The sequence below is a fragment of the Streptomyces nigrescens genome, from assembly GCF_027626975.1.
Lineage (GTDB): Bacteria > Actinomycetota > Actinomycetes > Streptomycetales > Streptomycetaceae > Streptomyces > Streptomyces nigrescens.
Map to the genome: position 1 here is coordinate 2,225,298 of NZ_CP114203.1, position 26,679 is coordinate 2,251,976.

The window sequence follows — 26,679 nt, forward strand, 5'->3', positions numbered from 1 at the left end:
TACGTCGCCAGACAGTATCCACCGAGGAGCCAGGATTTTCGCAACAACCGCGATTACGAGACGAGTTGTGCCATGTTTCAGACGACGAGGTGGTCGAACTCGTTGCCCTTCACTCCATCGAGGAAGGCGACCATCTCCGCCCGGGTATATACCAGGGCAGGCCCGTCGGGCTCGCGGGAATTACGGATCGCCACACCGCCCCCGGGCAGAGCGGCGGTCTCCACACACTGCCCCTGCTCCATCGTCTTCCGGCTCTTCGTCCAGATGACGTTCGGAATCGAACTTGCCCGAACGCCGTTCGCGAACTCCTGCATATCGCCCACTCCCTACCTTGCTCAAACCTCCCGGCCAACCTCATCCCATGAGTTCACCGGAAAGTGATGTCCAGGGTTGGCAATTCCCGTGGAAATTGCCAACCCTGGGTAGGACCATACGCGGCGGCTCAGCGCCGTTCGATACCTGCAGCGGAACAGCCCCCGGGAGAATGAATAATGTGCAAACCCGGCATCGGAGGGGAAGGTCCCCCTGCCCGTCAGCCGACCATCGGCAGGTGGCCCAAGGACGTGGTGTGCGCCCTCAAGCGGGGCGGGCATGATTGGGCCGCGGCGATGGGGTTGGCCTCCGGCGGGCTGGTCTCACTCCGCTATGGCACAGAGGCGGAGAGCGTGGCCGGCACGCGCAGGCTCATGGAGGAGGCACTGCGTCGGTGGAGCATTCACTCCTCCCGCGACGATGTCGTGCTGGTGGCGACGGAGCTGGTGACGAACGCCATCCGGCACGCCCTACGGGATCCCGCCGAACGCGGGTGGCTCGCAATTGGATTGCGGGGCACGGGGGTGATCTGTGCAGTCACGGACCCCTCGGCTGACCCACCTGTCATCAGTCCCCCGCATTTGGTTGCGGAGTCGGGGTACGGGCTCCACATCGTGGAGCAGATGAGTGAGGCTTGGGGACACTTCGTCATGGCCGATTCAGGAAAGGTCGTGTGGGCCCAGATCCCCGTTGCCGCTGCGCAACCTGCCACCTGGTGATCCGTCGTCCAGCACAAGCTCGGATCGTCAAAGCTCGTCCCCGGAGCGGGCAAGCCCCGCCCCCGCACCCTGAACCGACACGGCAGTCAGCCACACGACGTAGCACCCTCGCCCACATGCCCTCCACGGGCTCGCTCCGGGCCACGGAGAGCTGTGCGGCCACGGGCCGTCTCACGATGCCGCGTAGCTCGCGCGGAACAGTTCCTGGGCGCGCTCCCGGTCCCTCCGGGTGCGCAACTGCACCTCCAGGTCGCCGGTTCCGTGGTGGCCGAGTCCGGTGACGTCGCGGGTGAAGCCGGGCACGAGGTCGACCTGCTTGGGGGCTGCCTTGAGGTAGACGAGCAGCTTGGTCTTCTGCGGCGGGCAGACGCACGCGAAGTTCCGCAACCGCTGATACGCGCGGTACTGCTTGCAGTCGTGGGCCCAGCCCCGGCTTTCGGAGATCTCGTCTGGCATAGCACCGGCCTCCGGATGAGACGCCCAGACCGGATGACCGGCCTGATGGCCACCGACTCCCGCTTTGCCCAGCACCGCGCCCAGACCGGCCCCTTCCCGCCGGGATCGTCCCCTACCTTGGCCGATTGGCATCGGTCAGCGAAAGCACCTCAACTGCCCATGGCAGACTGGCCCGCTCGCGTAGGCCGGGGGTTGCAAGCTTGTCTCTTCGTACGCATGCAGTGGACCTGATCAATTCCTCGTGGGGTATGCACACCCTCAACGAGCTGCTCATCGAGCTGGTGCTCGCGCTGATCAGGGAACTGGATGAGCAGGCCGGTATGGCCGGCGACGATGACGCTGGACGGGCCTTTGCCGCCCTGTACGACAGTGCTTCGAAGACGACGGTGAACCAGGCGGGCGAGGCCGCGCACGTCATGGGGCGAGGAAGCGAGTCCCTGCTGCAGACGGCCAACAACTACATGGCGACAGAGAGCAAGGTCGCGGAGGACATGCTCGCCGCGATCGGGCAGCGCAGCGCGTCCGAACCGTACTCCGGCAAGTCAGCGGACTGTGCCCCGGCGCCCCGGGGCCGCGGGAACGAACTGCCCGAGGTCATCGGGGAGACCTCCGCAATCGACAAGTACCTCGTCGGTGACCGCTTCCGCGGTGACCCAGACAAGCTCAGGTCGGTGGCACGAACCTGGCGAAAGGCGAAGAACATATCTGAGCGCGTCTTATCCGACGCGCAGGATTGCTGGAAGACGGCCGCCCGCAACCACGAAGGGAAAACCGCAGAAGCGGTCAACGCCTTCTTCACCAAGTTCGTGGGCCATGACCACCCGCCGGCCAAGGCCGAACCCTCGTGCACTCTGCTGGCAAATCTGCCAACTGCCTGCCAACAGCTCGCCAACGCCTGCGACAGGTACGCCGACCACGTCGAAGCCGCCAGCAAAAAGTCCTGGGGAGAAACCGCCTCCGACGCGTTATTCGACAGCGGCGGAGACTCCGTCTGGGACAACCCTGCCTTCGGAGGCAACGGTGAGGACGGGGGGCTCCACGCGGCAGTCTCTGGCGACGACCGCATCATGGCCCTCGCCAGCCTGGGCCACAGTCTGGACTCCTCGCAATCGCGCGTACGCGTTCCGCAGCCCGACCCGGCCCCCTGGAAACCCAGCCCGATCCTTCCGCCAGGGCTCCCCCTCCCGCTGCCTCCTCGAATTCCCATCATGATCCCGGCCGGCTACACCAAACCCGATCCGAGCCTCTACCGTCCCGCGATGCCACCCCCTGTGCCCCCCGACCCGCGGTTCCCGCCGCTGACGCCCACCGAGCGACAGAGCCTCAACCGATGGGCACACAGCCTTCGCGACGGGGGCTTCTCCGGTGGCACGAAAGCCGAAAGGGACTATCAACACCGCACCGCGGGCTACCCCGAGAAGGAGGTCCCGATCGATCCGCGCAAGTCAGCCCTCGGCACACTGATGGTGGACGGCCTGCGCGACACCGACGGCATGGCCGTGGAGGCCAAGTTCGTCAAGAGGCCGGGATGCACGTACCGGAACCTCGACGACCTGGAGAACAGCGACAACTTCCAGGAGAAGGTACTCCACAAGAAGGACGAGAAAGAGCTGTACAAATACAAGGCGGCGATCGAGTACCCAGCCCACGCGGGACGCTTACGCGGCGTAGAGGTCGCCACCAACGACCCCGACGCCGTGCCCTACTGGGATGCCCTGCTCGTCGCCCACGGGGTCAACGGCTACAGCAGGCACGTGCCCTGACCCAGATGCGATCGAAGAGGATTGGAAATGAGCGAAGACGCCGGCAACTTCCGAACCATGTTCATCTTCAGCCCGCCCGAAGGCGCTCCCCAGGGATGGGGCCTCACCTTCCCCTCCTTCGCCGACGCCTTGCGCGCGAAGGAGCCCGGGACGGTCGTGGAGGCGTGGAGCGGGCAGTACACAGGAGAGACGCTCTCCTTCCAGTTCCGCACATCCAGCGGTGAGATCAACGAAGGGATGATGGGAGTCGAACCGAACGGCGTAGCCATCGAGGACTGCACCGCCGCCGAAGCGGCCGACTTCGCCGGCTGGCTCCAGCAAGCCATCGTGCCGGCCGATAGCGGGCTCATGGTGAACATCCGCGAAGGCGTGGAGTGGGAGTTGCCACTGGTGGAACTTCGCAGCGGGACGCTGGCCGAGCTGGAACAGTGCCTGGTCGAACACGTTGACCAAGTCCTCCGGCATGAGGAGGAGCAGCTCGGTTAGACAGCAGTGCCCCCACCACCTGTGTCCACCGGTCCAGCTGCTACAAGGCTCCTCCCAAAGCCACCACGGTGGCGAGAGGAGTTCGTGTAGTTCCGCGGGGCTGGTTTCGCCGCCCCGGTACGACTAGCCACTCCCCCGAGTGACCACCACCCCTGTTCCCGGGCGACAACCGACGCTACGGCGCTATCAACAGATCATGATCAAGACGACTGTCCGCGCCTTCGCGGCCGCGGCCCTCGCCCTACTGCCCCTCACCACCGCCGCCACCCCCGCTCACGCGGCCGAGACGCTCAGCCTGCACGACGGTATCGAAGCCCTCCCCCAGGCCGCCGAGTCCCGCGACGGCTACGAGCGCACCAAGTTCAAGCACTGGATCGACGAGGACAAGGACGGCTGCAACACGAGGGCGGAAGTCCTCCTCGCCGAAGCCGTCACCCAGCCCACCATCGGAGCAAGCTGCAAAATCACCGGCGGAACCTGGCGCTCCTACTACGACGACACGACCGTCCAGGGGCCGTCCGGCCTCGACATCGACCACATGGTGCCGCTTGCCGAAGCCTGGGACTCCGGCGCCTCCCAGTGGACCGCAGCCCGGCGCCAAGCTTACGCCAACGACCTCGGCGCCGAACGCTCCCTGGTCGCCGTCACCGCCAAGAGCAACCGCTCCAAAGCCGACCAGGACCCCGCCCAGTGGATGCCGCCGGCTGCCGACGCCCAGTGCACCTACCTGTCCGACTGGGTGAGCACCAAGCTCCGCTGGTCGCTGACCGTCGACCGCGCTGAGCGCGACACCCTGCGCCAGCTCGCCGCCGGCTGCGAGAGCACCGACGTGGAGTTCGAGCGCGTGTAGCCAACGCGTCCGGTCCGGCTGGGATTCATCCCCGCTGTTTGCTGGGCCCCAAAGCGGACTCACGGGGCCCAGCAGCATGGGCAGAGGACGCGGTGTGGACACAGACCTGACTGTGGCCGTTCAGGAGGAAGTTGCCGAAGCGGTAGCCGTGGCCGGACTTGTCGGACAAGTTCTAGCCCATGATGGTGACCGCGTGGCACCCCTACGCCCAACCCAGCAGACGACACGATCACGGTGGGTGCGGTGCGTGCTGCGCCCATCGTCCCGGCCTGCCCTCGCAGGCCGGCGGCCCCTGAGTTGCAACCGAGCTCCATGGGCACGCCAGCCCGCCGTCCGTCACCGATGGCGATGACCCACCGGCCGCCTTCGCGTAGCAGCGGCAGGCCCTCACTCACCAAGCCCCCGGCGACGACGTCGAGTGCGACGTCGGTGCCCCTCGGAGCGGTAGCGCGCATCTGTTCGGCGACGTCTCGTGCCCGATCGACGAGTGCACAGGCAGGCCCTGGAGGGCGGCGCGTGCGTTCGGATGTCCGGTTGGTGGCCGACATCACGCGCTGGCTGTGCCGTGTACTCCTGGCCCGTGCAACCAGCTGCTCTCTCCTGGTGTGTTCCTCAAGTACCCAGGAGAGAGGACAACAGCCTTGACCACGCCCCCTGCCCCGGCCCCACCGACCGCCGCGCCGCGGCCCGGCTACCGAGACCGGTTACGGGCCCGCTACGCCACCGCCGCCGAGGAGCGCATCGAGAAGGCGAGAGCCGCCGCTGTCGAACTCGGGCACACCGGCCCGGTGCCTTGGGACGACCTCCGCGCCGCCTACACTCGGCCGTCTCGTACTCCGTGGAAGTCATGCCGGATGCTCCTGGCCGGATCCTTCGGCGCGGCCCTGATGATGGCGCTCGTGGTGGGCTTTCTCGCCATGGTCACGCTGGCCCTGGAAGCCGAGCAGAAGAGGGAGGCCACCGCGACAGCCAAGAAGGCACAGGTAGCGCCGTTGTCGGGCGAGGAGAAGAAGAAGGCCGACCGGGCCTTGGCAAAGGGTGGGGGGAAGGCCGCGGCGGTGGGGTTCGTTGTGACCTTCGCCTGTTCCTCCTATCGCCGAATGTCGGACAAGAGGGAGGGGCTGCGCAAGGGGTACGTCAAGGACGGTGACCAGGTGGTGACCGAAGCCCTGGACGCGCTCCCATCCCTTGCTGCTCTCGCCTTTGCCCCGGCGGGCCGTATGCGGACCGCAGCGTTGACCGACGTGCACGAGAAGGTCTCGGAACTGATGATTGCGGTGAGGAACAGCGCGGACGCCGCTGCGGGGCTGCGGGCCAAATACGCGGCTGACCAAAGGCGTCTGCGTGAGCACGGGCAGAAGGTCCGCACCGCGTTCGCCGACAAGCTCAGCGAACTTGTCGAGGACCGGGAGCGGGCGGCCCACGAGCTCGGCGCAATGGCGCTCACCGTGGCGGCCCGTCAGGCTCAGGCGGCATACGGGGCGCTCCTCGATGTGGAGACTCTGCCCGCCGAGCCGGGCCCGGAGGTAGAGGACGTGAAGGGGCTCGGCGGGGTGTTCGCAATCGCCGGTGTTGCAACTGCGGCCTCCCTCGTCATCGCGCCAGCAGCCGGGGCGGAGGGGGCAGGGCTGCTGTTCATCCCCCTCACGGTGTTCACTCTGGCCGCCTTCCTGTCGGCGGCCTACACGCGCAAGCTCCACCAGCTGGGACGGGTGGTCGCGTTGTTCAGCCGCAGGGGCCCCGGCGCCGGCGGGGCCTTGTAGCCCTGCGACGCAGCCGGCTGACGTACGAGCGCTGCGGCGGGCACGGTGCCCAGGACCGATGGCCGCCGCCTCGGACGCCTGTCGTCGGCTTCCCCCACGCGGACGGCAGCTCCCTCCGCCGCCACCATGGGCGGACTCCCGCGCCAGGCGCCCGAGGCCCTGGTCGGAGGCGGGCGGTCGCTCGTCCGCCCACCTCTGCTCATCTCAAGAACCAGTGCGATTCCGGACGATCGGACGTGTGATTGAGTGGTCAAGAGTGGGGTTCGGCAGGTGAGAATCGCGCTACTACGGGTAGGCTGATTTCAGGCAAGAGCCCCTAGGTGGGCTGCCGGGATCACGGCCGGAACCAGGGAACTGGATCCCTCCACCCTCCGAGGTGGTTGTGGCCCCCGGGAGTCCCCCCGGGGGCTTTGTGCTTTCACAGATTCTTGAGGTCCGGCCACCAGGCACGTTCAGTGATGAAGCGTTTGTCCCCGATGACCTTGATCCCATACCCCAGCAGCACACCGCGCAGCTGGTGGCTGATCTTTTGTAGGTTCTCGGCGCAGCTGGCGTCCCCGGGATCCCCGCTGAGCGCGCTGTTGAGCAGGCCGGCGTGGACGTCGGCGAGCTGAATGCCGTCGCGTACGGTGTTTTCCCGGGTGGGCGGCCATTTGATGAGTTCCCACGGAACGCCGAGGGTCTCGGCGTTCCCGTTGCGCACCCGGTCCAGGTAGCTCGCGGACGCCTCATGGTCCATGTGTTTGACCCGGCCGAGCCGGGCTATCGCCAGACGCTTCCCTCCGGGCCACTCCTTGGCGGTATAGGCGACGCGTTCCAGCAGCAGCCTGGTCGTGTAGTTGTAGAAGATGCCCTTGTCCTGCCGCAGGCCGGTGTCCTGGTGGAGGGTCTCCTTGTGCGCGATCACGTGGATGACTCGTGCCGTGGGTATGGAGGCGAGCACCTGTGCGGCACGGCTGCGCCGCTCGGGGTGCTTGGCCTTGAAGTGTTCGACCCAGTGGATGGGCTTGAGGTGCTGGTGCGGCTGGCCGCTGTGGACCAGGGCGCGCAGGCCGGCCGCGGTGTAGTTGACCGTCCACTCGTCTTCCTGCGGTACCACCAGAGCGGTCATGGCGAAGAACGGCGACTGGGACCGGGACCTTTCGCTGAAGCCGCGGTCACCTGTCTCGTCAATGTAGACGTGCAGTTTCGGCAGCTGGCCGAGGTGTTCGGGCGTGTGGAAAGCCGCCATCAGGCCCGCCGGGGGCGTGCGGGGACCGGGCACGGTGTCGCACCACGGTGAGAGTGCACCACGGGAGCTGTTCTCCTTTGGTCCTGCCCCGACGGTGCCCGCCGGGGTAGCTCTGCATTGTTACCGTCCGGTCACTCCCAGCTACACGTCCGGTTTGAAGACGGTACACCCGATGGTCGACATGTCAGCAATGCATATGTACAAGGCCAGTTGGCATGCTGACTTTCACTCAGCTCGTAGCCCGGCAGCCCTGGTCCGATGCCGTCAGGTCTTCCAGTGGTCGCGCCGGGCGCTGGCGGCGTTGAGGGCGTCCTGAACAGCACCATGTCGTGCAGACGAGCTGGCTTGGGTCGGCCTGCGAGCTCAGCGTGGCCGATGCGGCTCGTCGGGCCGTGGGCTGCCGGGCAGATCACGCCCTCTGATGGACACACGCTCAGTCATCGGACAATCACGGCAATGCCTGTTGGTCTGGCGGTGAGGGGGAGTTCATGGGCGTGTTGTGGAAGCTGGAGCCGGCGACGGCGGCGAAGCACCGGCTCTACCAGCGGTATCTGGACGCATGGTGGCCGACCGGCCGGCCAGCCGCGTACCCCACCGAACCACCCACGCGGACAAGAGCTGACCGAAGTAGAGCAGGCGATCCGGGACGCCGTGTGGGCGGACCGGGAAGCACACCGGCTCGGCGTCGACCACTAACAGCCGAGGCCCCGCCCTTGAAGGCGGGGCCTCCCTGCAGTGCCCGCAGACCGTCACCGCGTCCTCCCGCGGAAACACGGCCGGGCACTGCTGGCAGTACAGCGATCGCGCCCAACGCTCCCGCGCCTCCTCCGCAGCCGACATCCGCCGCGACAACCAGAAGCCGAGGCAGCACGGACCTGTCTGCGCTGCAGGCGTGCCACGGGGGAAGCATGATTGCCTAGCCCAGGAGACAAGCGGCCTCCGCTGGCGCATGCGTAGGCACCTGCGATAGACACTCCAGGGTGGACCAGGGAATAGCAGCACTACTCGGAGCAACTCTCGGCGTCTTAGGGACCGTCCTAGCCTCGACCGTCACCAGCTGGTCGAACCGCCAACAAGTTCAAGCGCAGCTCCAGTCCGAGAAAGCGCAATGGCACAGGCAAACCCGACGCGATGCCTACAGTGCCTTCCTGGCCCCAGCCAGCGAAGCGCAAACCGCGCTCAAAGCAGCCGGCCGAGCGTTCGTCGGCACGCGCGACACCCCGGAAGTAGAAGGACGACTCAGGGAAGCAGAAGACCATCTGCAGAACGCTCGGACGGCATGTGCACACGTGGCAATCGAAGGCCCTGAGACGGTGGAACGTGCCGCCCGCCGCGTCTACACGTCGCTACGTTCCATGCAGACGAACCTCCTGGCCTTGGCCGACTCGCCAGAGAACACGACCCACCGCAACGCCAGCTTCCTGGAACACCATGCCATCGAAGTTGCCGCACTTTCAGAGCGCACACGAGAGTTCACCGCCATAGCCCGTAAAGCCCTGACTGAGACAACAGAGCACCAGTCGGCCCACGGCAGAGGCGAATAGCCAAGGCGCCGCCCGGAGTGGGGGCCTGCACGCACCCAACGTCACACCGCCACCGCATCCTCCCGCGGGAACACTGCCGGGCACTGCCCGGCAGATCAACGATCGCGCTCAGCGCTCCCGCGCCTCCACCGGCGTCCGGCACGCCCCGCGACTTCCGGCGGGGCTTCTCATCTACGTGCTCTCACACGCGTCTCACAGACTGTGTGGACGCCCCCGGACTCAGGGGCTCCGACATGACCTTGGGAGCCACTCCCTGGTTCGGCTGAACGCCCAGGATACGGGTTACGACCTGTGCCAGGTGGGACCGTCAGCTCGGAGCGGGCGGCTGCGGCCAATCCAACAGAGCCGCAGCCCTAAGGTCTGCATCAGCCAAGATCCGGACCATTCCCGGGCCAGCGGTCCCGGCAACGTCCCCACCGCTGCCATACCCGCAGGTCAGCGAGCTGCTTGCGCTGTACCACCAGCAGGCCAAGAACCTACTGAGCGCACCGGACACCTGTACAGCCGACTTCCGTCAGCGCCTCGAACTCTCAACGCCCCACCGTACTCACGCAGCCAGCAGGGCGTCTGACCAGCGACACAGAGTACCTGACGACCCATCAGAACGAGCGTCAAATGAGCGTCACGAGCGTCATTTCAGCGTCAAGATATCGCCCGTAACGCCCACACCGCACATAATGCGCACGCGTAAAACCGCAGGTCAGACGCCCTTAGCCGCCTTCTCCAGCACCACGACGCACTCCACGTGGTGCGTCACAGGGAAATGGTCGAATACCTACTCCGGCAGCGACGCGCACCCCGCCTCGGCGAAGCACTTCAGGTCGCGGGCGAGAGCAGCTGGACCTCAGGCCACTGCCTGCTTACGTGGGGAACTCGCCGCACCAGTTGCGCCCCAGGAGGGTGGCGGGCAGGTACTCAGACTCAACCCCGATGGGGATGCCCGCGTCGTGCGCGAGGCAGGCCATGGCGAGCGGGGCGAGAGCTACGAGGCCCGAAGCCTGGAAGGCTCGGCTCACCTCGCTCCAGTACTCCTTGTGCCACTGGAGGGCGTTGGTGAGCGCCCGGTTGAAACCAGCGTTGTCCTTACGGATGAAGCGGTGGAACATCTCCATCGGCGGGTACAGCAGCTTGCCCGCCGTCTCTGGGTCCGAGGCAACCTCAGGGTCGGTGCCGTCGACCGCAGCCACCAACTTCGGAACGAGGTCCGGGCCGCCGAGCCAATAGGTCTGGAGCGTGTCGATCCAGTCGTAGTGGTACGCGTCAAAGCGCGAACCGTTCTCCCGCAGCAGGGGCAGCGGCACCCGGCACAAGGCTGCGATCCTGGCCTTTTCCCGGCATATCACGGCTAGGTAGAAGGCGGTGAGCCAGGATCCCGGGTTCACGTACCACTGTGGGCCGGTAGCCCGGAGCGTGCGGTCCTTGTGCGCGATGCGGCACTGCACATGCTCCTCGGTCGTAGTCGCGACGGCGAAAACGGCGGAGCCAACCTGCATTGCGTTCACCCAGGCATCCCACGTGGGGAAGATCGATGCCCTCGGGTCCAGCAAGCAGTGCGACTGGGCCAGGGTGAGCGTGACGCGCTGGGTGTCGCCCAGATCGGTGGAGTCCGCCTCAAGCCCGTCGATCAGCTCCTGCATTTCCTCCTGGAGCACGGCGAGGCCCGCTTGCGCGTTCCCCGTGGGAAAGGGGTGGCGGGGGATGTTCGAGACCAACGCGTTTCTCCTCAGAAGAGCGTGAAATGCTTGAGCTCGGCCCCAGCATACTTACCGGTGTTCTCGGCAGCCTGGACGAGGGCGTACCGCAGGGTCTTGTTCTTGATGGCCCTTCGTATCTCCCGGGCGTACTTGGCGTCGTCCGGTGACATGAAGGCGCGTTGCTCATATCGACCACGATCGTGCGGACGTACTCGATGGTTCCCTTTTCACCGTGGCGCGGCGCGTTCAATCCTGAAGAATGGTAGAGCAGCTGCCATGACTCGATCAATATGCTCTCTCGGCCCCTCCACCCTGTCACTGACCCCAACGCGGCACTCACAACAAGCAGTGACGTTGCTGCATTACGCAACTCCCCAGCGGCGTCGACGACTCTCTGAGGCCCCTCGTACTCCACTGACGCAATACTGGAATGGAGAGCCCGGGGTTTCCGCTCCCGCTCCCGCATCTCGTCACTCATCTCCACCTCCCGTCTCATCCGCGCGCCTTCACTCACTCGATCTACGGCCTTCGCGAATTCAATCCACGGATCACGTTGCGAGGAAAGACGCCACCGTCGGTGTCCTCCACGCGCCTGCTCAACAGCGGAGTCGCGCGTGACAGCGGCCTGGTGGCGACCAACCAAGTACGCAACACCGACAGCGGGCAACCCAATTAGCGCTGCAACGACTTCCGCCTGTAATTCAGGCCCCTCCCCACCCCCAAGGAAGCAAGCATCGCAGTTGCACACGGGGCGGTCGGCAGGGCCGCAGGCATTGCAACCATGACGGCGGGCTGCCTATCCCCGGCGCTGAGCGAATGACTGCGCTGTCGAATTCGGCGAGGGCGAGCGGTGTACGTCCCGTTGGGCCGCACTCGACTCCAATATCGCCTGACTGACCATCCGACGCCAGGCACACCGCTTTGCATCCACCGCGTGATGACGGTGGCGGCTGCGCCGACGACCGCACCAACAAGACCCGAGATAAGTTCCAACACGCCACTAGCGTTTCAGGTCAAGGCGGATAAGGAAGGCTAGTTGACCAATCCCCGCCATTGCCTTCGGCTGCCCCCCATCCGGCACAGGAATGCCCCCATAGGGCAGTTCGTGCGAATCTATGATCACAACCGGTATACGTGCCGACACCACGACAATCGCACCGTCCACCCGGCGGCCCTATGCATGCTGGCAACCGCCCGCCCCTGCGAGTTCCGCCGGAGCTGTCCGCGAGGGATCGACAGCTAATGCGCTAAGCACCCGAGGCCGTCCGCCGCCCGATTCAATGCAAGCGACGCGACCTGTGTGACGCCCCATCAGTTCAGGCTGACGGTGCGTCAGTCAACTCAGCATTGAGTCAGCATGCATCCTGCCAGAGGTGGTGACAGGTGGCGACACATGCACATGCACCAATCCCTTCTGCACCACCTCTGAGCTGCATAGATGCTGGCCAACCCCCTACATCGGCAACATAGCCGCCAACCCGGTGCCAGTGGAATCCGAAGAGATATTCGGTGGAGCGCCCGCGTTCCCAGAGTGTGCGGGTGTGGCGGGTGCGGACCGTGCCTGCCGCGACGGAGACGCCGGGGTCGTCGAAGACGGGCAGGACGGTCTCGATGTAGTCCGGCGCGAGGACGGTGTCCGCGTCGACGGCCAGGACGAGGTCGGTGGTGCACTGCGGAAGGGCGTAGTTCTGTGCCTTGGCCTTGCTGCCGAGATTGTGCGGTGGCCGCAGCACGGTCACGCCGTGTGAGGCCGCCACTTCACCCGTGCGGTCCGTGGAAGCGTCGTCGACTACCAGGACCTGGTCAGGCCGGACCGTTTGACAGGCGAGGGACTCCAGTGTGGCCGGCAGTCCCTCCTCCTCGTTGTGTGCGGGCACGATGACGGTGATGGTGTGCAAGTCGGTCTCCCCCTGTCTTGCGGATGGCGCTGACTACGACCGTGAGCAGTCCGATCACGCCGTAGACGATGGTGCTGATGCCGATGAACGGCAGTCCTCCGTGCATGTCACCGACGGTAGGGGAGGTGGCGCCCGGCGTGTTTCCGGAGGGCCCCTCCTGTGGATAACTCGTACAACGAGGCGGGACAGAGCCTGAGTTGGAGATGTCGAGTACCGGCCTTCGCCGCGCGGCGCGTGGCGGCGGAAGGGGGCGCAGTTGAGGCGCCCCGCTGGTGCGGGCCCCTCGGTCCGGGGCGTTGCTTGTCGGCGGGCCGGTCGGCTCGTCAGTCCCCGGACGTCACGGCCTTTGTCGCTGCGGCCGGGTCGCGATCGCGCCCGGTGATTGCCGGCGACTGCGGAGAGTCGCCACCGGCCGTGCGGCGGGGGAGTTTGGCCGCGGCCAGGGCGCCGGTCGCGGCGACGACGGCGAGGGTCAGGAGGGTGGGGCCCATCGCGGAGAGGAAGGCTTCGCCGGTCCAGTGCGGCCCGCCGGTTGGACGGTTTCCGGCAGCGGTGGGGGCCGTGAGGGTCACCAGCATGGTCGCCGTGGCGACGCCCAGTGCCGGGCCGATGTTCATCGCGGTCTGCTGGAGGCCGCCGGCCACTCCGGCGTGGTCCGCGGACACTTGGCGCACGATGACTGCCGTCGCCGTGACCATCACCGTGCCGAAGCCGGCGCCCAGCAGCAGGAATCCCCCGCTGATGGCCGGCGCCGTCGAGGTCCGGTCGAGTTGGGACAGCGCGAGGATGCCGAGGGTGAGCAGGGTCATCGCCGCCACGGTCGTCCGGCGGGGGCCGTACCGGCGCTGCAGTACGGCCGAGGCCGGGGCGCTCAGCACCATCATCACGGCGAGCGGCAGCACCCGCAGACCGCACTGCAGCGGGTCCATCGCGAGGACGTCCTGCAGGAAGTAGGTGCTGACGAACAGTGCGCCGAACAGGGCCGCCGACGCGGAGAGCAGGACCGCGAGGGCCGAGGCGACGGTCGTCGAGCGGAGCACGGAGAGGGGTACCAGCGGACTCGCGGTGCGGCGTTCGTGCCGGATGAAGGCGCCGCAGGCGAGCGCCGCCGCGGCCCCGCCCAGTGTGGTGGCCGTCGTCCAACCGGTCTCCGGGAGGGTGACGAGGGTGTGTACGAGACACACGAGGGCGAGCGCGAGGAGGCAGGCGCCCGGCAGGTCAAGTCGAGGGGCGGGGGCGCGGGTGCCCCCGGCAGTGGTGGTGGCTCCGGCCGTCTCCCGGTCGGCGGGGGTGGGTACGCGAACGGCCAGCGCCAGTAGGCCGATCAGGCCCGCGGGTACCACGTTGAGGAAGAAGACGGCCCGCCAGCCCCAGTGGGCGACCAGCGCGCCGCCGAGGACCGGGCCGGCGGCGGCCGCCAGCCCGATGGCGCTGGTGCGCAGGGCGAGGGGCATACCGAGCCGGTCGCTCGGATAGGTGGCGCGCAGCATTCCCAGGGTGGCCGGCTGCAGCAGCGCGCCGAAAACTCCCTGAGCCACCCGCAGTCCGATCACCCAGCCGACGCCGGGTGCCAGGCCGATCCCTGCCGAGGCGGCGCCGAAGCCCAGGATCCCGAGGGCGAAGATCTGTTGGTGGCCGTACCGGTCACCGAGCCGGCCGGCGAACACCAGCAGGCTCGCCACGGCGATGAGATAGCCGGTGCTGGTCCACTGGACCTGCCCGAAGGAGGCGTGCAGATCCCGCTGGAGGGCGGGCTGCGCCACGGTCAGTACGGTGCCGTCCAGGGCGACGATCACGGCCCCGGTGATACTGCCGGTGAGGACGAGGCGCTGACGGCGTCGGGCAGTCATCGGCCCTCCCGCCCGAGGTGTGCGTCCAGCGCGGCCCGGAGCAGCGGCTCGACTTCGTCGGCCCCTGTGGCGAGCTGCAGGCTGCCCCACCTCCACAGCTGGGCGATGCCGTGCAGATTGCTCCACAGGGCGCCCGCGACGACCCTGGCCGGCACATCGGACTGCGGCTGTACCCGGGCGACAAGATCGACGAGTACCTGGAAGAGCGGCAGGCTGGTGTCCCGCAGGCCGAGATGGCCGCTCTCCAGCAGGTCATGCCGGAACATCAGCTCGAACATGCCGCGGTGGGTCAGCGCGAAGTCGAGATAGCCACGGCCCAGGGCCATGAGCTGGGCGCGGGGGTCCGACGGGTGGGCGTCGATGTCCGCCGCGGCCTTCTCCGCCAGATCGGCGAACCCCTGGCGGGCGATGGCGGACAGCAGGGACAGATGGGTCGGGAAGTGGCGCCGCGGCGCCCCGTGGGAGACCCCGGCACGGCGGGCGATCTCCCGCAACGACAGTGCCTGCACTCCCTCTTCGGTCAACAGGTCGATGCCGACCTGGACCAAACGGGCACGCAGGCCCGCCTCTTGATCAGTCATGGACACTGTCTACCGTATGGAGTAGACAGTGTCTACGCGGGTTCCGTCCCGCGGGCCACTGAGGGGCGAGGGAAGCCTTCGGCCGGGAGTCCCGGAGCGCACAACAGCGCCGGCCGCCGCGCCCCGTGGGGGCGAGCGCGACGGCCGGCGGGTGGAGCTGAGGGAGTCAGGTGATTACTCGACGACCTTCAGCAGCTTGTTGGGCGTACCCTCGCTCGGGTTCGTGATCTTGTCCGGGGTGGCACCGTCGGTCAGGGCCTTCGCCACGTCGGCCGGCTTGGCGTCCTTGTGACCGGCCAGGTAGACCGCGGCGGCACCGACGACGTGCGGGGTCGCCATGGACGTACCCGAGATGGTCTTGGTGGCGCCGTCGTTCCAGTCCGAGGTGATGTCGGAGCCGGGGGCGTAGAGGTCCACGACCTTGCCGAAGTTGGAGAAGTCGGACTGCTCGTCATCCTTGGTGCTGGAGGCCACGGTGATGGCTTCCTTCACCCGCGACGGCGAGCCCTGGCCCGCGTCGGAGGACTCGTTGCCCGCCGCGACGGCGAAGGTGACACCGGCGTCGATGGCCTTCTTCACGGCCGCGTCGAGAGCCTCGTCCGCGCCGCCGCCGAGCGACATGTTGGCGACCGAGGGGCCCTTGTGGTTCTTGGTGACCCAGTCGATGCCCGCGACGACCTGCTCGGTGGTGCCGGAGCCCTCACCGTCCAGGACCTTGACGCCCACGATCTTGGCCTTCTTGGCGACACCGTGCTCGGTACCGCCGATGGTGCCCGCGACGTGCGTGCCGTGGCCATTGTCGTCCTCGGCCTTGTCGCTGCCGTCGATGGCGTTGAAGCCGTACGACGCCCGGCCACCGAAGTCCTTGTGCTTGATGTGGACACCGGTGTCGATGACGTAGGTGGTGACACCCTCACCCGCGGTGTCGGGGTAGTTGAACTTCTTGTCGCCCTTGGTGTCTTCCTGGTCGATGCGGTCCAGGCCCCACGACGGCGGGTTGGCCTGGGCTTCGCTGATGTGGAACTTCTTGTTCTGGACGACCTTGTCGACGGCCGGGTCGGCGGCGAGCTGCTTGGCCTCATCGGCGCTCAGACCGGTCGCCGAGAAGCCGTCGATGGCGGAGGAGTAGTTCCGCTTGACCTTGCCGCCGTACTTGGAGGCCAGGTCACCGCTCTCCATGGTGCGGATCGACTTCTTCATCATGACGATGTAGCTGCCGTTCACGGCGCCCTTGGCCTCGGCTCCGTAGATCTTGCCTTCGGCGGCCGGGGACGCGCCCGCGGTGACCGCGGTGACGGCGGCGATACCAGTGGCGGCGACCGCGGCGGTTATTGCCGTGATGAGCCGCTTCTTGCTGGAACGCTTGTGAGCCATTGCGAGGGTTCTCCTCGTTCGTGGTGTGGGGGGAAAGCGTTGCGCAATAGCCCGAACAGACAGGAAGATCTGCGTCGGACTGGTTCGAAACCCTGTCTGATTGATGAGTTCAATTCAAGGCCAGTCGGGGCGTGTGAGATAAGCAACAAGGGCTCTGAAATGGGAAATGTTTCAGAAGTGGTCAAAGCGACCCCGGAGTTGAACCGGAGGGACTCAACTCCGTTTACGTGCCCGCAATAGAGAGTGACGCGGCAGTGAACCGAACGCCGGGCGACAGGTATACCGGTGACGGTTCGTGTTCGGTGGCGGACGTGTGCGTACCGTCCATCACGGCTTCGGGCAGGGGCAGTTGGGGTGTACCGGCCCCCCAACAGCGCTGCTGCTCGGCCATCGCCGGCCTTCTGTGATGACCCGTACGGCTGCGCGCGCTTCAGCGCTGATAGCGGGCCAACACCAGATTGCCGTCCTCGACGAGCCGCTTCCGCAGGGTGTCCAGGCCGATGGCGCCGCTGTAGTACTCCTGAAGACCTGGGGTGGCTATCTTGTCCTTCCATTCCGGATATCCGCGGACGGACTGGGCCGGGGCGGAATGCAGCGAGCCCGCCAGGGCGGTGCCCGTCGCCCAGTCGTATTCGGCGGCCCGCAGCGCCGGATCCTTGAGCGCCTCCTGACCCGTCGGCAGCAGCCAGTCGCCCAGGGCGAGCCGGACCATGTTCGGCGGACTGAGGAGGAAGTCGATGAAGGCCATCGCCTCCTCCTTGTGCGGACAGTCCTCGGCGATCGACAGGGTCTGCGGGCTCACCCCCTGGTCCAGGGCGGTGCCCTTGGGGGCGGGCAGCACCGTCCAGTCGAAGCCCTTGGGCGCCTGCTGGGCGATCTGCTGACGGTAGGAGAAGCCGAGCGGCACCATCGCATAGCGCCCGGCGAAGAAGCCCGGGAGGGTGTCGGAGCCGCCCATGCCCAGGGTCGTACGGGAGGCGCTGCGGTCGACGTTGACCTGGTCGTGGATGGTGCGCGGCACCTGCTGGTCGACGGCGTCGAAGCGCACCTCCACCTTGCCGTCGCGGCGGCGGTGGAAGATCCGGCCGCCCGTGGACAGGGCGAGGTTGAGGGTGGCGGAGACGGGCTCCTTCAGTGGCCAGGCGACGCCGTAGGTGGTGCCGCGGGTCAGCCGCTGTGCCGCCTCCTCGAACTCCTGCCAGGTCCAGGGGTGTTCGGGGGTGGGGATGCGGACGCCGGACCGGTCCAGCTTCGCGCGGTTGGCGATCAGTACCCGTGGTTCCTGGAGGAACGGGACGCCGTGGATCCGGCCGGCGAAGGTGCCGGTCTCCCAGCTGCGCTGCGGGATGTCGCGCTTGAGGCGCGGCGGCAGGAGGGCGGTGAGGTCGGCGAGGTCCCCGCCGTAGGCGAAGTCCGCGAGGTCGTCGGAGGCGTCATGGATGATGTCCGGCGCCTCGCCGCCCTCGAAGGAGGTCAGCAGCTGGTCGTGGACGGTGGTCCAGGAACCCTGGACGTACTGCACCCGGACGTCGGGGTGTTGTCGGTTCCACTCGGCGACCAGCTGTTTGTTGGCCTTGAGCGAGTCCTGCTGCCAGGCCAGCGACTGGAAGCGCAGGGTGATCCGGCCGCCCGCCGTCCGCCGCCGGCCGTCGGAACAGCCCGGCAGCAGGGCCGCGGCCGGCAGTGCGGCGGCCGTCGTGAGCAGGCCCCGCCGGGTGAAACGGGGCGGGCGCCCGGGCGCGCGGTCGTGGCGCATCAGTTCTTCACCGCCCCGGCGAGCATCCCGCCCGTGATCCGCCGCTGGATGGCGGCGAAGAGCAGCAGGCTCGGGAGGGTGGCGAGGAGCGCGGCGGCGGCGAGCGGGCCGAGGTCGGCGACGCCCTCCGCCCCGAGGAAGTGGGTCAGCACGACCGGCAGCGTCTGTTTCTCGGGGGACTTGAGCAGGACCAGGGCGAAGAAGAACTCGTTCCAGGCGGTGATGAAGGCGAACAGCGCGGTGGCGACGAGGCCGGGCGCGAGCAGCGGGGCGGTGACCGAGACGAGCGTACGGAGCCGGCCGGCGCCGTCCACCGCCGCCGCTTCCTCCAACTCCCTTGGTATGGCGCGGACATAGCCGGTCAGCATCCACAGGGCGAACGGCAGCGACCACACCACATAGACCATGATCAAACCGATCCTGGAGTCCACCAGATGGAGGCCCTTCAGGATCAGGAACAGCGGGATGATCACCAGCACCAGCGGGAAGGCCTGGCTGATCACGACCCAGCCGGTGGCCGCCCGGGAGAGACGGTTGCGGAAGCGGGCCAGGACATACGCCATCGGGGTCGCCAGCAGGATCGCGAGCAGCGCGGAGACCGCCGCGGCCAGCAGGCTGTTGCCCGCCGCCGCAAGCAGCGGCTGCTGCGCGAAGGCCTGCCGGAAGTTCTCCAGGGTGGGCGCCTCGGGGATCCAGGTGGGGTGCATGCTGCTGAGTTCCCGCGGCGGCTTGAAGGCGGTGGAGAGCAGCCAGAGGAAGGGGAAGGCGAGGAAGGCGAGATAGCCGAGGAGTGCGGCGTACTGGCCGGCGCGGGTGGCGGTGCGTCGCGGGGTGGCGCGGCGTCGTGAGGTGGAGGTGCGTCGCGCGGTGGAGGTGCGTCGTGGGGTGCCGCGCGGGACGGGGGCGCTTCCCGCACCGCGCGGGGCGCTGCTGCGCTCGCTGCCGCCGGTGCTCTCCGTGGCCGTCACCGGTCGTCGTCCCCCTTCAGCCGGCCGGCCAGATAGACGGCCAGCAGGACCGAGATCACCGCAACCATCGCCAGGCCCATCGTGGCGGCGTATCCGAACTGCCCGTAGCGGAAGGCCTCTTCGTAGGCGAACAGCATCGGCAGTCGGGTCCGGCCGCCGGGGCCGCCGTCGGTCAGCACGAAGACCAGGGCGAAGGAGTTGAAGTTCCAAATAAAGTTGAGCGCGGTGACGGCGAGGGCGATGGGTTTGAGGGCGGGCCAGGTGACGGTGCGGAAGCGGCGCCAGGCGCCCGCGCCGTCCATGGACGCGGCCTCGTGCAGTTCGCGGGGCACGTTCTGCAGACCGGCCAGCAGGGTGACGGTGGTCTGGGGCATCCCTGCCCAGACGCCGACGACGATGACCGCGGGCAAGGCGGTGGCCAGTCCGCTCAGCCAGTCCCGGCCGTCGCCGGCTCCGGACAGGCCCAGGCCGCGCAGGGTCTCGTTCAGGATGCCGGCGTCCGGGTGGTAGACCAGCCGCCACATGATGCCGACGACGACCTCGGGCATCGCCCACGGGATGATCGCGAGCGCCCGGGCCAGCCAGCGCAGCCGCAGATCGAGATGGAGCAGCAGGGCGAGCCCGAGGGCGAGGAGGAACTGCGGGACGGTGACGCCGAAGGCCCATATCAGGCCGATCCGAAACGAGTCCCAGAACAGCGAGTCCTGGAACAGGTCGGAGAAGTTCAGCAGCCCCACGAAACGGGTGGCCTGGGTCCGGCCCGACTGGGCGTCGGTGAACGCCAGCCCGATGCCGTACAGCAGCGGCCCCACGCTCAGCACCAGGATCGGGAGCAGCGCGGGCAGCACGAGGAACCAGGCGCCCAGGTCGCGCCGGGGCCGGGCGGCGCCGTCCGCGGCCGGTGCGGTGGACCGCCGGGGAGCGGTCGTCAGGGTCATCGGAGGGGCTCCGCACGACGCGGTCCGGGCGGTCTGCCCCCGTATGCCCCCGCCGTTGGCACCGCTGCCATCGCTCCCCCTCTCCCCCGCCGGCCGTTCCCGGCCGCCGTCATCGTCGTGACGGCCGGCACCCCCGTCAAGGTCCCCGGCCGATTCCCCGGCGGAACTCCCCGCCGGGGATGTCCTACGGGGCCATGAGGCCGACCTGCGACACTGGTCGCGAACCGGCACCGCAGGAGGCACCCCGATGACCGAACCGAGCCCCGCCGCCTTCACGGAGGCGCGCGCCCGGGACGTGCTGGCCGCGGCCGGGCACCCCGAGGCGGCGGCCGATGCCGCGCTGCTCTCGCTCGGCGAGAACGCCGTCTTCGCCCTCGGCGACAACGGACCGGTCGTACGGGTGGGCCGCAGCGCCGAACTCCTGGAGCGCGCCGAGCGGGAACTGGGCGTGGCCCAGTGGCTGGCGGCCGAGGGCGTGCCGGCCGTACGGGCCGCGGAGCCCGTGGCGACGCTGGCCGACGGGCATCCCGTGACCTACTGGCAGCGGCTGCCGGAGGCCGTACGGCCCGCCGGTCCGGACGATCTCGCCGCGCTGCTGAAGCTGGTGCACGCGCTGCCCGAGCCGCCGTTCGCACTCCCCCGGCGCGAGCTGCTCGGCGGTGTCGAGCGCTGGCTGCGGCTGGCCGGTGACGCCGTGTCGGCGCCGGACGCGGAGTATCTGCGCGGGCGGCGGGACGCCTTCGCGGCGGCCGCCACCGCCCTGGAACCGCATCTGCCGCGCGGCCCCATCCACGGTGACGCGCTGGCCCGCAACATTCATGTCGGGCCCGACGGACCGGTGCTGGTCGACCTGGAAACCTTCTCCTCCGATCTGCGGGAGCACGATCTGGTCGTGATGGCGCTGAGCCGGGACCGCTACGGCCTGGCCCCCGACGCCTACGACACCTTTGTGTCCGTCTACGGCTGGGACGTACGGGACTGGGAGGGCTGCGCCGTGCTGCGCGGGTCCCGGGAGACGGCGAGCTGCGCCTGGGTGTCCCAGCACGCGCCCGGAAACCCGGCGGCGCTCAGGGAATTCCAGCGCCGGATCGCCTCCCTGCGCGACAAGGACGCGACGGTGCGGTGGTATCCCTTCTGAGCGGGGCGGCCTGACGGGCCGAGTCCGGCGAGCGGGCTATCGCTCGGCCCTGGCCTGGTACGGGATCAGCGGCCAGGCCGGCTCGACTATCGCCTGTGGGTCACCGGAGCGCCGCAAATACGCCTGGAACGAGGCGGCTTGATCAGCGGCCGCCTGCTCCTGGAGGGTGTGCAGCGCGCGCGGCGACGGGAGGGCGACGGCCGGGTACTTCTCCCCGATACGCCGGGCGACGCCGGCCGCGGCCGCCGCATCGGCGCCCGCTTCGTGGGCACCGTCCAGCCGGACGCCGTAGTGACCGCAGAGCGCCTGGAGGGCGCGCTTCCCCTTGCGGTAGCGGTCCACGTGCTTGTCCAGGACGAGGGGGTCGATGACCGGTGCGGGTGCGTGTCCGAGGCGTTCGGTCAGGGTGCGCAGGCCGTGGCGCCGGCACTCGCGGTCCAGGAGCGAGAGGTCATAGCGGGCATTCATCACCACCAGCGGGATCTCCGCGCGCAGGGCCTCGGCCAGCGCCTCGGTGATCTCCTCTATGGCAGTCGCCGGCGGACGCCCGTGTTCTTGGACATATGCGGTCGAAATGCCGTGAATGGCCGCCGCCTCGTCGGGAATCGGCACCCCCGGGTCGAGCAGCCACGTCAGCTTCCCGGCCGGCCGGCCGTCCCCCTCCAGCCGGAGCAGGGCCGCGGTGACGATGCGGTCCTGCTCGACGTCGGTGCCCGTGGTCTCCAGATCGAAGCTGACCAGCAGCCCCTGATGCCAGCTCATGCCCAAACCTCGCTTCGCCCGGCCCCGCACTCACTCGGCGCGCGCCCTCCCATGAAGATCCCCCGGCATTCGGCCGGGGGGACATCCATGCGGCACTCGCTCATGCGGGGCCTCCTTCGGTGGTACTTCCCCCGTTGCTCATTCACTCTCCCACGCACCACTGACAATCCACCGGCCACCTGTCGCGGCAGGGAGCCCACGGCCCGCCGCGCCCCTAGGCTGACCGCCATGGACCTACGGCTGGCAGGACACAGCGCGCTGGTGACGGGCAGCAGTGCGGGTATCGGGGCCACGATCGCCGAGACGCTGGCGGACGAGGGGTGCGACGTCCTCGTCCACGGGCGGAACGCGGGGGCCGCGGCGGCCGTCGCCGAACAGGTCGCGGCCCGCGGTGTGCGGGCCGAAGTGGTGCTCGGTGATCTGACGGAACCGGGCGTCGCCGAGCAGGTCGCCCTCACCGCACGGGACTTCGGGGCGCACATCCTCGTCAACAACGCGGGTCCGTTCGCCGAGCACGACTGGGAGAGCTCCCGGCCGTCCGACTGGCGGACCGCCTTCGAGGGGAACGTCCTGCCGACGGTGCGGGTCAGCCAGACGCTGCTGCCGTCGCTGCGCGCCCACGGCTGGGGCCGGGTGATCACCATCGGCAGCCGGGCCGTACGGACCCCGCTGCCCCACATGGTGGCGTTCTCCGCCGCCAAGGCCGCCGTGGTGAACATGACCACCAGCCTGGCCCGGCACCTCGCCGGGACCGGGGTCACCGCGAACTGTGTCAGCCCGGGGGTGATCCTCACCCCCTCCATGTACCGGATGTTCGAGGAGCGGGCGGCGGCGGAGGACGGCCCCCAGGAATGGCCGGACGAGGCGGACCTCGTCAAGGAGTATGCGCCGAACCCGAGCGGGCGGCTGGGGCGCCCGGCGGACATCGCGTCCGCGGTCGCCTATCTGGCGAGCCCGCTCGCGGACTACGTCAACGGGATCGAGCTCCGGGTGGACGGGGGGATCACGGGGACGCCGTAGTTCTCGCTCCCCGGGCCCCCGCGCTCCCCGTCGCTTCCTTCACCAGCACCTCCGGTGCCACCCCCGCGCCGCTCGCATACGCCGCCTCGTACGCCGCGTCGCCCAGGCCGCGGCGTGCCGTGGCCGTACTCCGGGCCACATCGCCGCGCTCCGCGGCCGGCTGGGGCGCGCCCGCGGTGGCGCGGGCCGCGGCCGCACACCCCAGCAGCCGGGCCGCGACGGCGCACCGGCCGGTCAGTGCCACCGCGCCGGCCAGCCCTTCCAGGGCCAGCGCGACGGCACGCGGGTCGGCGGTGGCGCGGGCCGCCACGAACCCGTCCAGGTGGTGACGGCGGGCGGTCTCCGGATCGCCCCGCAGTTCGGCGAGGAAGCCCAGCTCGCTCAGGACGAATGCGGTACCGGGGTCGCCGTCCCGGCCGAGGCACCACTCCAGCCAGGGCAGCAGATGCGCCTCGGCGTCGTCGAGGCGGCCCTCCCGCCGGGCGCCGAGGGCGAGTCCGCACTCGGCGAACATCTCGCCCCGCAGGTGCGACTGTTCCGCGGCCAGCCGCATCCCCCGCTCGTGGAAGTCGCGGGCGGCCGCCAGATCACCGGTCAGCAGCGCGATCCGGCCCAGTCCGGAGAGCTTGTAGGAGGCCTGGATCCAGAGGCCGAGCTCCTCGGCGATCCGCAGCCCGTCCCGGTGGAGCCGGGCCGCGCGGCCGTAGTCACCGGTGATCTCCGCAAGGGCGCCGAGCGCATCGGCGGCCTGCAACTGGCCCCAGCGGTCGCCCAGTTCACGGAAGAGCGCGGCGCTCTCCTCGGCATCGCGGAGCCGGGCCCGGAGATCTCCGCCGACGCTGCCCTGGGCGCGGCTGCTCAGCGCCGCGGCGATGCCCCAGCGGTCGCCCAGGGCCCGGAAGGCGGCCAGCGAGTCCGCCACCCGCTCCCTCGCCACTGCCGGTTCGCCCAGGCCGACTTGGGCGAAGCCCAGGAACCACTGGGCCCAGGCCCGGGCGCCCGGGTCGTCATGGGTCCCGTACTGCCGGAGCACGGCCGTGGCCCGCTCCACGGGGTCGGTGTCATCGCCCGCCAGTGAGGCCATGCCGACCTGCCAGGTGGCGGCACGCAGGCGGCGCCCCTCGGCGGCCGGGTCCCCGGCGTCCGCCGCCGTCGCGCGGGCGGCCTCGTACGCCGCGAGCGCCGCCGTCAGCGAGCGGCCCGCCTCCGCGAGCCGGCCGCGCAGGAACCAGTACCAGGCCAGCGCGTCGACCAGGCGCAGCGCGTGGTCCGCGGCGCCTTCCCGGACCGCGGCGTCCAGGGCGTCCCGCAGGTTCGCCGTCTCCTGGTCGAGCCGCTCCAGCCACTCGCGTTGGTCCGGCCCGTACAGCAACGGGGCGGCGCGCTCGGCCAGTTCGGTGTAGTGGCGGTGGTGTCTCCGGCGTACGGCCGTCAGTTCACCGGCCTCCCGCAGACGTTCGAGGCAGTAGGCGGCGACCGTCTCCAGGAGCCGGTAGCGGGGGCCGTACGGTGTCCGGGCCACCGTCACCAGGGAGCGGTCCACGAGACGGGCCAGCAGATCGAGCACCTCGTCCCGTCGGACGCCGTCGCCCGCGCAGACCGTTTCGGCGGCCTTCAGGGTGCAGCCGTCCGCGTGGACGGCGAGCCGGCGCAGCACGGTGCGTTCGGCGGCGGGCAGCAGCTCCCAGCTCCAGTCGATCATTGCGCGCAGGGTCTGCTGACGGGGCGGGACCCCGCGCCGACCGGACGCCAGCACCCGGAACCGGTCGTCCAGCCGGGCGCTCAGCTCCCGTACGCCCAGGGCCCGTACGCGGGTGGCGGCCAGCTCCAGGGCGAGCGGGATACCGTCCAGGCGGCGGCAGATCTCCGCCACGGCGGCCGTGGCGTCGGCGTCGAGGACGAAGTCCGGGTCGGCGGCGCTCGCGCGGGCCGTGAACAGCTCGACGGCACCGGCGGGTTCCAGCGGCGGTACGGGCCACAGCGTCTCGCCCGTCAGGCCCAGCGATTCCTGGCCGGTCACCAGCACCCGGAGGTCCGGGGCGGCGCCGAGCAGTTCGGCGGTGACCTCCGCGGCCGCCTCGACGAGGTGCTCACAGTTGTCCAGCACGAGCAGCAGGCGTTTGCCGCGTACCGCGCCGATGAGGCGCTCGGCCACCGGTCCGGCCGAGGCGCCCTCCCGGATGCCCAGCACGGCCAGCACCGCCTCGGCCACCTGGGCAGCGGTGCACTTGCTCCCGGCGCGCTCGGGGGCGTCCGGGCGGCTCAGCGCGGCCAGTTCGACCAGCCAGACACCGTCCGGGAAGGAGCCGGCCAGCCGGCCGGCGGTCTCCAGGGCGAGGCGGGTCTTGCCCACGCCACCGGGGCCGGTGAGCGTCACCAGGCGGTTGGCCGCCAGGAGCGCCTCGATCCGGCGTACGGCGTCCCGGCGGCCGAGGAGTGCGGTGAGGGGGGTGGGGAGGTTGGTGCGGGGGCGGGGGCCGGCCGGCGGTGCGGTGGCCAGGTCCGGTTCCGGCCGGTCCGCGGGGCGGGTGGCGCCGCCATCGTGCCGGGTGCCGCCGTCGTGCCGGGTGCCGCCATCGTGGCGGCTGCCGCCGTCGTGCCGGGCTCCGTGGTCGTGGCGAGTGCCGTCGTCGCGCTGGGCGCCTTGGCCCTGCCAGGCACCGCCGTCATGCCAGGCGCCCCCGTCCTGCCAGGCACCGCCGTCATGCGGCCGCCACGGCTCCTGGCGCAGGATCGCCCGGTGTACCGCGGTGAGTTCGGGGCCGGGGTCCACCCCCAGTTCGTCGGCCAGGCGCGCGCGGATCTCGTCATAGGCGGCGAGTGCGTCGCTCTGCCGGCCGGCCCGGTACAGGGCGGTCAGCTGCAGGGCGCGCAGCCGTTCCCGGAGCGGGTGCCGGGCCGCCAGACCGGCCAGCTCGGCGGTCAGCGGGGCGTGCTCGCCCAGCTCCAGGCGGGCCGCGGCCCGCTCCTCCAGCGCCGTCAGCCGCTGCTCCTCCAAGCTCTCGGCCACCGGGCGCACCAGGTCGCTGTCCGCGAAGCCGGCGAACGCGGGGCCGTGCCACAGTTCCAGGGCCTCGCCGAGCAGTCCGGCCCGTTGTCGCGGGGTGGCGGCGGCCCGGGCGCGGGCGGTCAGCGCCGTGAAGCGGCCGGCGTCCAGGGCGTCGGCGGCGATGTCCAGCCGGTAGCCCGGCGGGGTCGCCGTCACCAGTTTGCGGGCGCCGGGCTCCGCGGTGTCCAGGGCGCGGCGGAGCTGCGAGACCTTGCTCTGGAGGGAGGCCGTGGGACGAGCGGGCGACCGCGGGCCCCAGAGGTGTGCGACGAGCCGGGCGGTGGACACGGGGCGGCCGTGGTGCGCCAGCAGCGCGGCGAGCAGGGCGCGTACCTTCGTCTCCGGGACGGGAGCGGGGCGGCCGTCGGCGGACCGCACGTCCAGGGGGGCGAGTACACGGAAGTGCATTGCCCCACGGTAGTCGGGGGCCGGTCCGCGGTGCCGGGTGGCCCGTCGTGCGGCGACTACCGCCCCCGCGGGTGACGGGGGCGGCGTCCGGTTCAGGAAATCCGGCGTCCGGTTCAGGA

Annotated in this window: 20 protein-coding genes and 1 pseudogene; 8 read left to right on the plus strand and 13 right to left on the minus strand. The window is 69.6% G+C overall.

The window, feature by feature from the left end:
- Positions 1-77: 77 nt before the first annotated feature.
- On the minus strand, positions 78-314 hold the full coding sequence (locus STRNI_RS10090) for a DUF397 domain-containing protein (RefSeq protein ID WP_277411032.1): 237 nt from the start codon (positions 312-314) through the stop codon (positions 78-80).
- Positions 315-608: 294 nt separating this feature from the next.
- Here STRNI_RS10090 and STRNI_RS41610 point away from each other — a divergent pair, with 294 nt between their 5' ends.
- Positions 609-1,031 carry an ATP-binding protein gene (locus STRNI_RS41610; RefSeq protein WP_381845810.1) on the plus strand — a complete coding sequence of 141 codons (423 nt, stop codon included), beginning with the start codon at positions 609-611 and terminating at the stop codon, positions 1,029-1,031.
- Positions 1,032-1,202: 171 nt separating this feature from the next.
- Here STRNI_RS41610 and STRNI_RS10095 read toward each other — a convergent pair.
- Positions 1,203-1,442: pseudogene (locus STRNI_RS10095) on the minus strand (transporter); the annotation flags it as partial.
- A 266-nt stretch (positions 1,443-1,708) separates the two neighbouring features.
- Between STRNI_RS10095 and STRNI_RS10100 the strand changes: the two are divergent.
- From STRNI_RS10100 to STRNI_RS10120, 4 genes are all read left to right on the plus strand, one after another.
- On the plus strand, positions 1,709-3,250 hold the full coding sequence (locus tag STRNI_RS10100) for a restriction endonuclease fold toxin-2 domain-containing protein (RefSeq protein WP_277411033.1): 1,542 nt from the start codon (positions 1,709-1,711) through the stop codon (positions 3,248-3,250).
- A 27-nt stretch (positions 3,251-3,277) separates the two neighbouring features.
- Positions 3,278-3,736, plus strand: a complete 459-nt coding sequence (locus STRNI_RS10105; protein WP_277411034.1) for a hypothetical protein — start codon at positions 3,278-3,280, stop codon at positions 3,734-3,736.
- A gap of 196 nt (positions 3,737-3,932) precedes the next feature.
- Positions 3,933-4,586 carry an HNH endonuclease family protein gene (locus tag STRNI_RS10110; RefSeq protein ID WP_277411035.1) on the plus strand — a complete coding sequence of 218 codons (654 nt, stop codon included), beginning with the start codon at positions 3,933-3,935 and terminating at the stop codon, positions 4,584-4,586.
- Between the two features lie 854 nt (positions 4,587-5,440).
- On the plus strand, positions 5,441-6,349 hold the full coding sequence (locus tag STRNI_RS10120) for a hypothetical protein (protein ID WP_277411036.1): 909 nt from the start codon (positions 5,441-5,443) through the stop codon (positions 6,347-6,349).
- 418 nt (positions 6,350-6,767) lie between these two features.
- Here STRNI_RS10120 and STRNI_RS10125 read toward each other — a convergent pair whose 3' ends face one another.
- Positions 6,768-7,613, minus strand: a complete 846-nt coding sequence (locus tag STRNI_RS10125; protein WP_277411037.1) for a DUF3800 domain-containing protein — start codon at positions 7,611-7,613, stop codon at positions 6,768-6,770.
- 947 nt (positions 7,614-8,560) lie between these two features.
- On the opposite strand from STRNI_RS10125, the gene STRNI_RS10130 reads away from it, so the two are divergent.
- Positions 8,561-9,124: a hypothetical protein gene (locus tag STRNI_RS10130; protein ID WP_277411038.1), complete on the plus strand. Its 564-nt coding sequence runs from the start codon at positions 8,561-8,563 to the stop codon at positions 9,122-9,124.
- 860 nt (positions 9,125-9,984) lie between these two features.
- Here STRNI_RS10130 and STRNI_RS10140 read toward each other — a convergent pair.
- The 8 genes from STRNI_RS10140 to STRNI_RS10175 all read right to left on the minus strand — a co-directional run bounded on the left by STRNI_RS10140 (position 9,985) and on the right by STRNI_RS10175 (position 20,183).
- Positions 9,985-10,836: an immunity 49 family protein gene (locus STRNI_RS10140; protein ID WP_277411039.1), complete on the minus strand. Its 852-nt coding sequence runs from the start codon at positions 10,834-10,836 to the stop codon at positions 9,985-9,987.
- 1,334 nt (positions 10,837-12,170) lie between these two features.
- Complete coding sequence (locus STRNI_RS10145) at positions 12,171-12,716, minus strand: glycosyltransferase family 2 protein (protein ID WP_277411040.1); 546 nt, start codon at positions 12,714-12,716, stop codon at positions 12,171-12,173.
- Between the two features lie 323 nt (positions 12,717-13,039).
- On the minus strand, positions 13,040-14,566 hold the full coding sequence (locus STRNI_RS10150) for an MFS transporter (protein WP_277411041.1): 1,527 nt from the start codon (positions 14,564-14,566) through the stop codon (positions 13,040-13,042).
- On the minus strand, positions 14,563-15,147 hold the full coding sequence (locus STRNI_RS10155) for a TetR/AcrR family transcriptional regulator (RefSeq protein ID WP_159485570.1): 585 nt from the start codon (positions 15,145-15,147) through the stop codon (positions 14,563-14,565). Before STRNI_RS10155 ends, STRNI_RS10150 begins: the two co-directional genes overlap by 4 nt.
- Positions 15,148-15,321: 174 nt before the next feature.
- On the minus strand, positions 15,322-16,521 hold the full coding sequence (locus STRNI_RS10160; RefSeq protein WP_018088929.1) for a S8 family peptidase: 1,200 nt from the start codon (positions 16,519-16,521) through the stop codon (positions 15,322-15,324).
- A gap of 430 nt (positions 16,522-16,951) precedes the next feature.
- Entirely contained in the window at positions 16,952-18,277 is a 1,326-nt protein-coding gene (locus STRNI_RS10165) for an ABC transporter substrate-binding protein (protein WP_274738632.1), read from the minus strand.
- Positions 18,277-19,245: a carbohydrate ABC transporter permease gene (locus STRNI_RS10170; RefSeq protein WP_274738630.1), complete on the minus strand. Its 969-nt coding sequence runs from the start codon at positions 19,243-19,245 to the stop codon at positions 18,277-18,279. Before STRNI_RS10170 ends, STRNI_RS10165 begins: the two co-directional genes overlap by 1 nt.
- Positions 19,242-20,183, minus strand: a complete 942-nt coding sequence (locus tag STRNI_RS10175) for a carbohydrate ABC transporter permease (protein WP_274738629.1) — start codon at positions 20,181-20,183, stop codon at positions 19,242-19,244. The genes STRNI_RS10170 and STRNI_RS10175 overlap by 4 nt, the downstream gene beginning before the upstream one ends.
- Positions 20,184-20,430: 247 nt before the next feature.
- Between STRNI_RS10175 and STRNI_RS10180 the strand changes: the two genes are divergently transcribed.
- A complete protein-coding gene (locus STRNI_RS10180) occupies positions 20,431-21,321 on the plus strand; it encodes an aminoglycoside phosphotransferase family protein (protein ID WP_274738627.1) in 891 nt (296 codons plus the stop codon).
- A 36-nt stretch (positions 21,322-21,357) separates the two neighbouring features.
- Here the strand turns inward: STRNI_RS10180 and STRNI_RS10185 are convergent, their stop codons facing one another.
- Positions 21,358-22,083 carry an exonuclease domain-containing protein gene (locus tag STRNI_RS10185; protein WP_274738626.1) on the minus strand — a complete coding sequence of 242 codons (726 nt, stop codon included), beginning with the start codon at positions 22,081-22,083 and terminating at the stop codon, positions 21,358-21,360.
- Between the two features lie 228 nt (positions 22,084-22,311).
- On the opposite strand from STRNI_RS10185, the gene STRNI_RS10190 reads away from it, so the two are divergent.
- Positions 22,312-23,103: an SDR family NAD(P)-dependent oxidoreductase gene (locus tag STRNI_RS10190; protein WP_274738625.1), complete on the plus strand. Its 792-nt coding sequence runs from the start codon at positions 22,312-22,314 to the stop codon at positions 23,101-23,103.
- Here STRNI_RS10190 and STRNI_RS10195 read toward each other — a convergent pair.
- Entirely contained in the window at positions 23,087-26,560 is a 3,474-nt protein-coding gene (locus tag STRNI_RS10195; RefSeq protein ID WP_277411042.1) for an AfsR/SARP family transcriptional regulator, read from the minus strand. The genes STRNI_RS10190 and STRNI_RS10195 overlap by 17 nt on opposite strands.
- Between the last annotated feature and the right edge of the window lie 119 nt (positions 26,561-26,679).

Excerpts from the sequence above, each read along its gene's own strand:
- STRNI_RS10105 (WP_277411034.1), top strand. The coding sequence starts at position 3,278 with ATGAGCGAAGACGCCGGCAACTTCCGAACCATGTTCATCTTCAGCCCG.
- STRNI_RS10110 (WP_277411035.1), top strand. The coding sequence starts at position 3,933 with ATGATCAAGACGACTGTCCGCGCCTTCGCGGCCGCGGCCCTCGCCCTA.
- STRNI_RS10195 (WP_277411042.1), bottom strand. The coding sequence starts at position 26,560 with ATGCACTTCCGTGTACTCGCCCCCCTGGACGTGCGGTCCGCCGACGGC.
- STRNI_RS10190 (WP_274738625.1), top strand. The coding sequence starts at position 22,312 with ATGGACCTACGGCTGGCAGGACACAGCGCGCTGGTGACGGGCAGCAGT.
- STRNI_RS10155 (WP_159485570.1), bottom strand. The coding sequence starts at position 15,147 with ATGACTGATCAAGAGGCGGGCCTGCGTGCCCGTTTGGTCCAGGTCGGC.
- STRNI_RS10090 (WP_277411032.1), bottom strand. The coding sequence starts at position 314 with ATGCAGGAGTTCGCGAACGGCGTTCGGGCAAGTTCGATTCCGAACGTC.
- STRNI_RS10150 (WP_277411041.1), bottom strand. The coding sequence starts at position 14,566 with ATGACTGCCCGACGCCGTCAGCGCCTCGTCCTCACCGGCAGTATCACC.
- STRNI_RS10180 (WP_274738627.1), top strand. The coding sequence starts at position 20,431 with ATGACCGAACCGAGCCCCGCCGCCTTCACGGAGGCGCGCGCCCGGGAC.
- STRNI_RS10175 (WP_274738629.1), bottom strand. The coding sequence starts at position 20,183 with ATGACCCTGACGACCGCTCCCCGGCGGTCCACCGCACCGGCCGCGGAC.
- STRNI_RS10120 (WP_277411036.1), top strand. The coding sequence starts at position 5,441 with ATGCTCCTGGCCGGATCCTTCGGCGCGGCCCTGATGATGGCGCTCGTG.
- STRNI_RS10185 (WP_274738626.1), bottom strand. The coding sequence starts at position 22,083 with ATGAGCTGGCATCAGGGGCTGCTGGTCAGCTTCGATCTGGAGACCACG.
- STRNI_RS41610 (WP_381845810.1), top strand. The coding sequence starts at position 609 with ATGGGGTTGGCCTCCGGCGGGCTGGTCTCACTCCGCTATGGCACAGAG.
- STRNI_RS10160 (WP_018088929.1), bottom strand. The coding sequence starts at position 16,521 with ATGGCTCACAAGCGTTCCAGCAAGAAGCGGCTCATCACGGCAATAACC.
- STRNI_RS10165 (WP_274738632.1), bottom strand. The coding sequence starts at position 18,277 with ATGCGCCACGACCGCGCGCCCGGGCGCCCGCCCCGTTTCACCCGGCGG.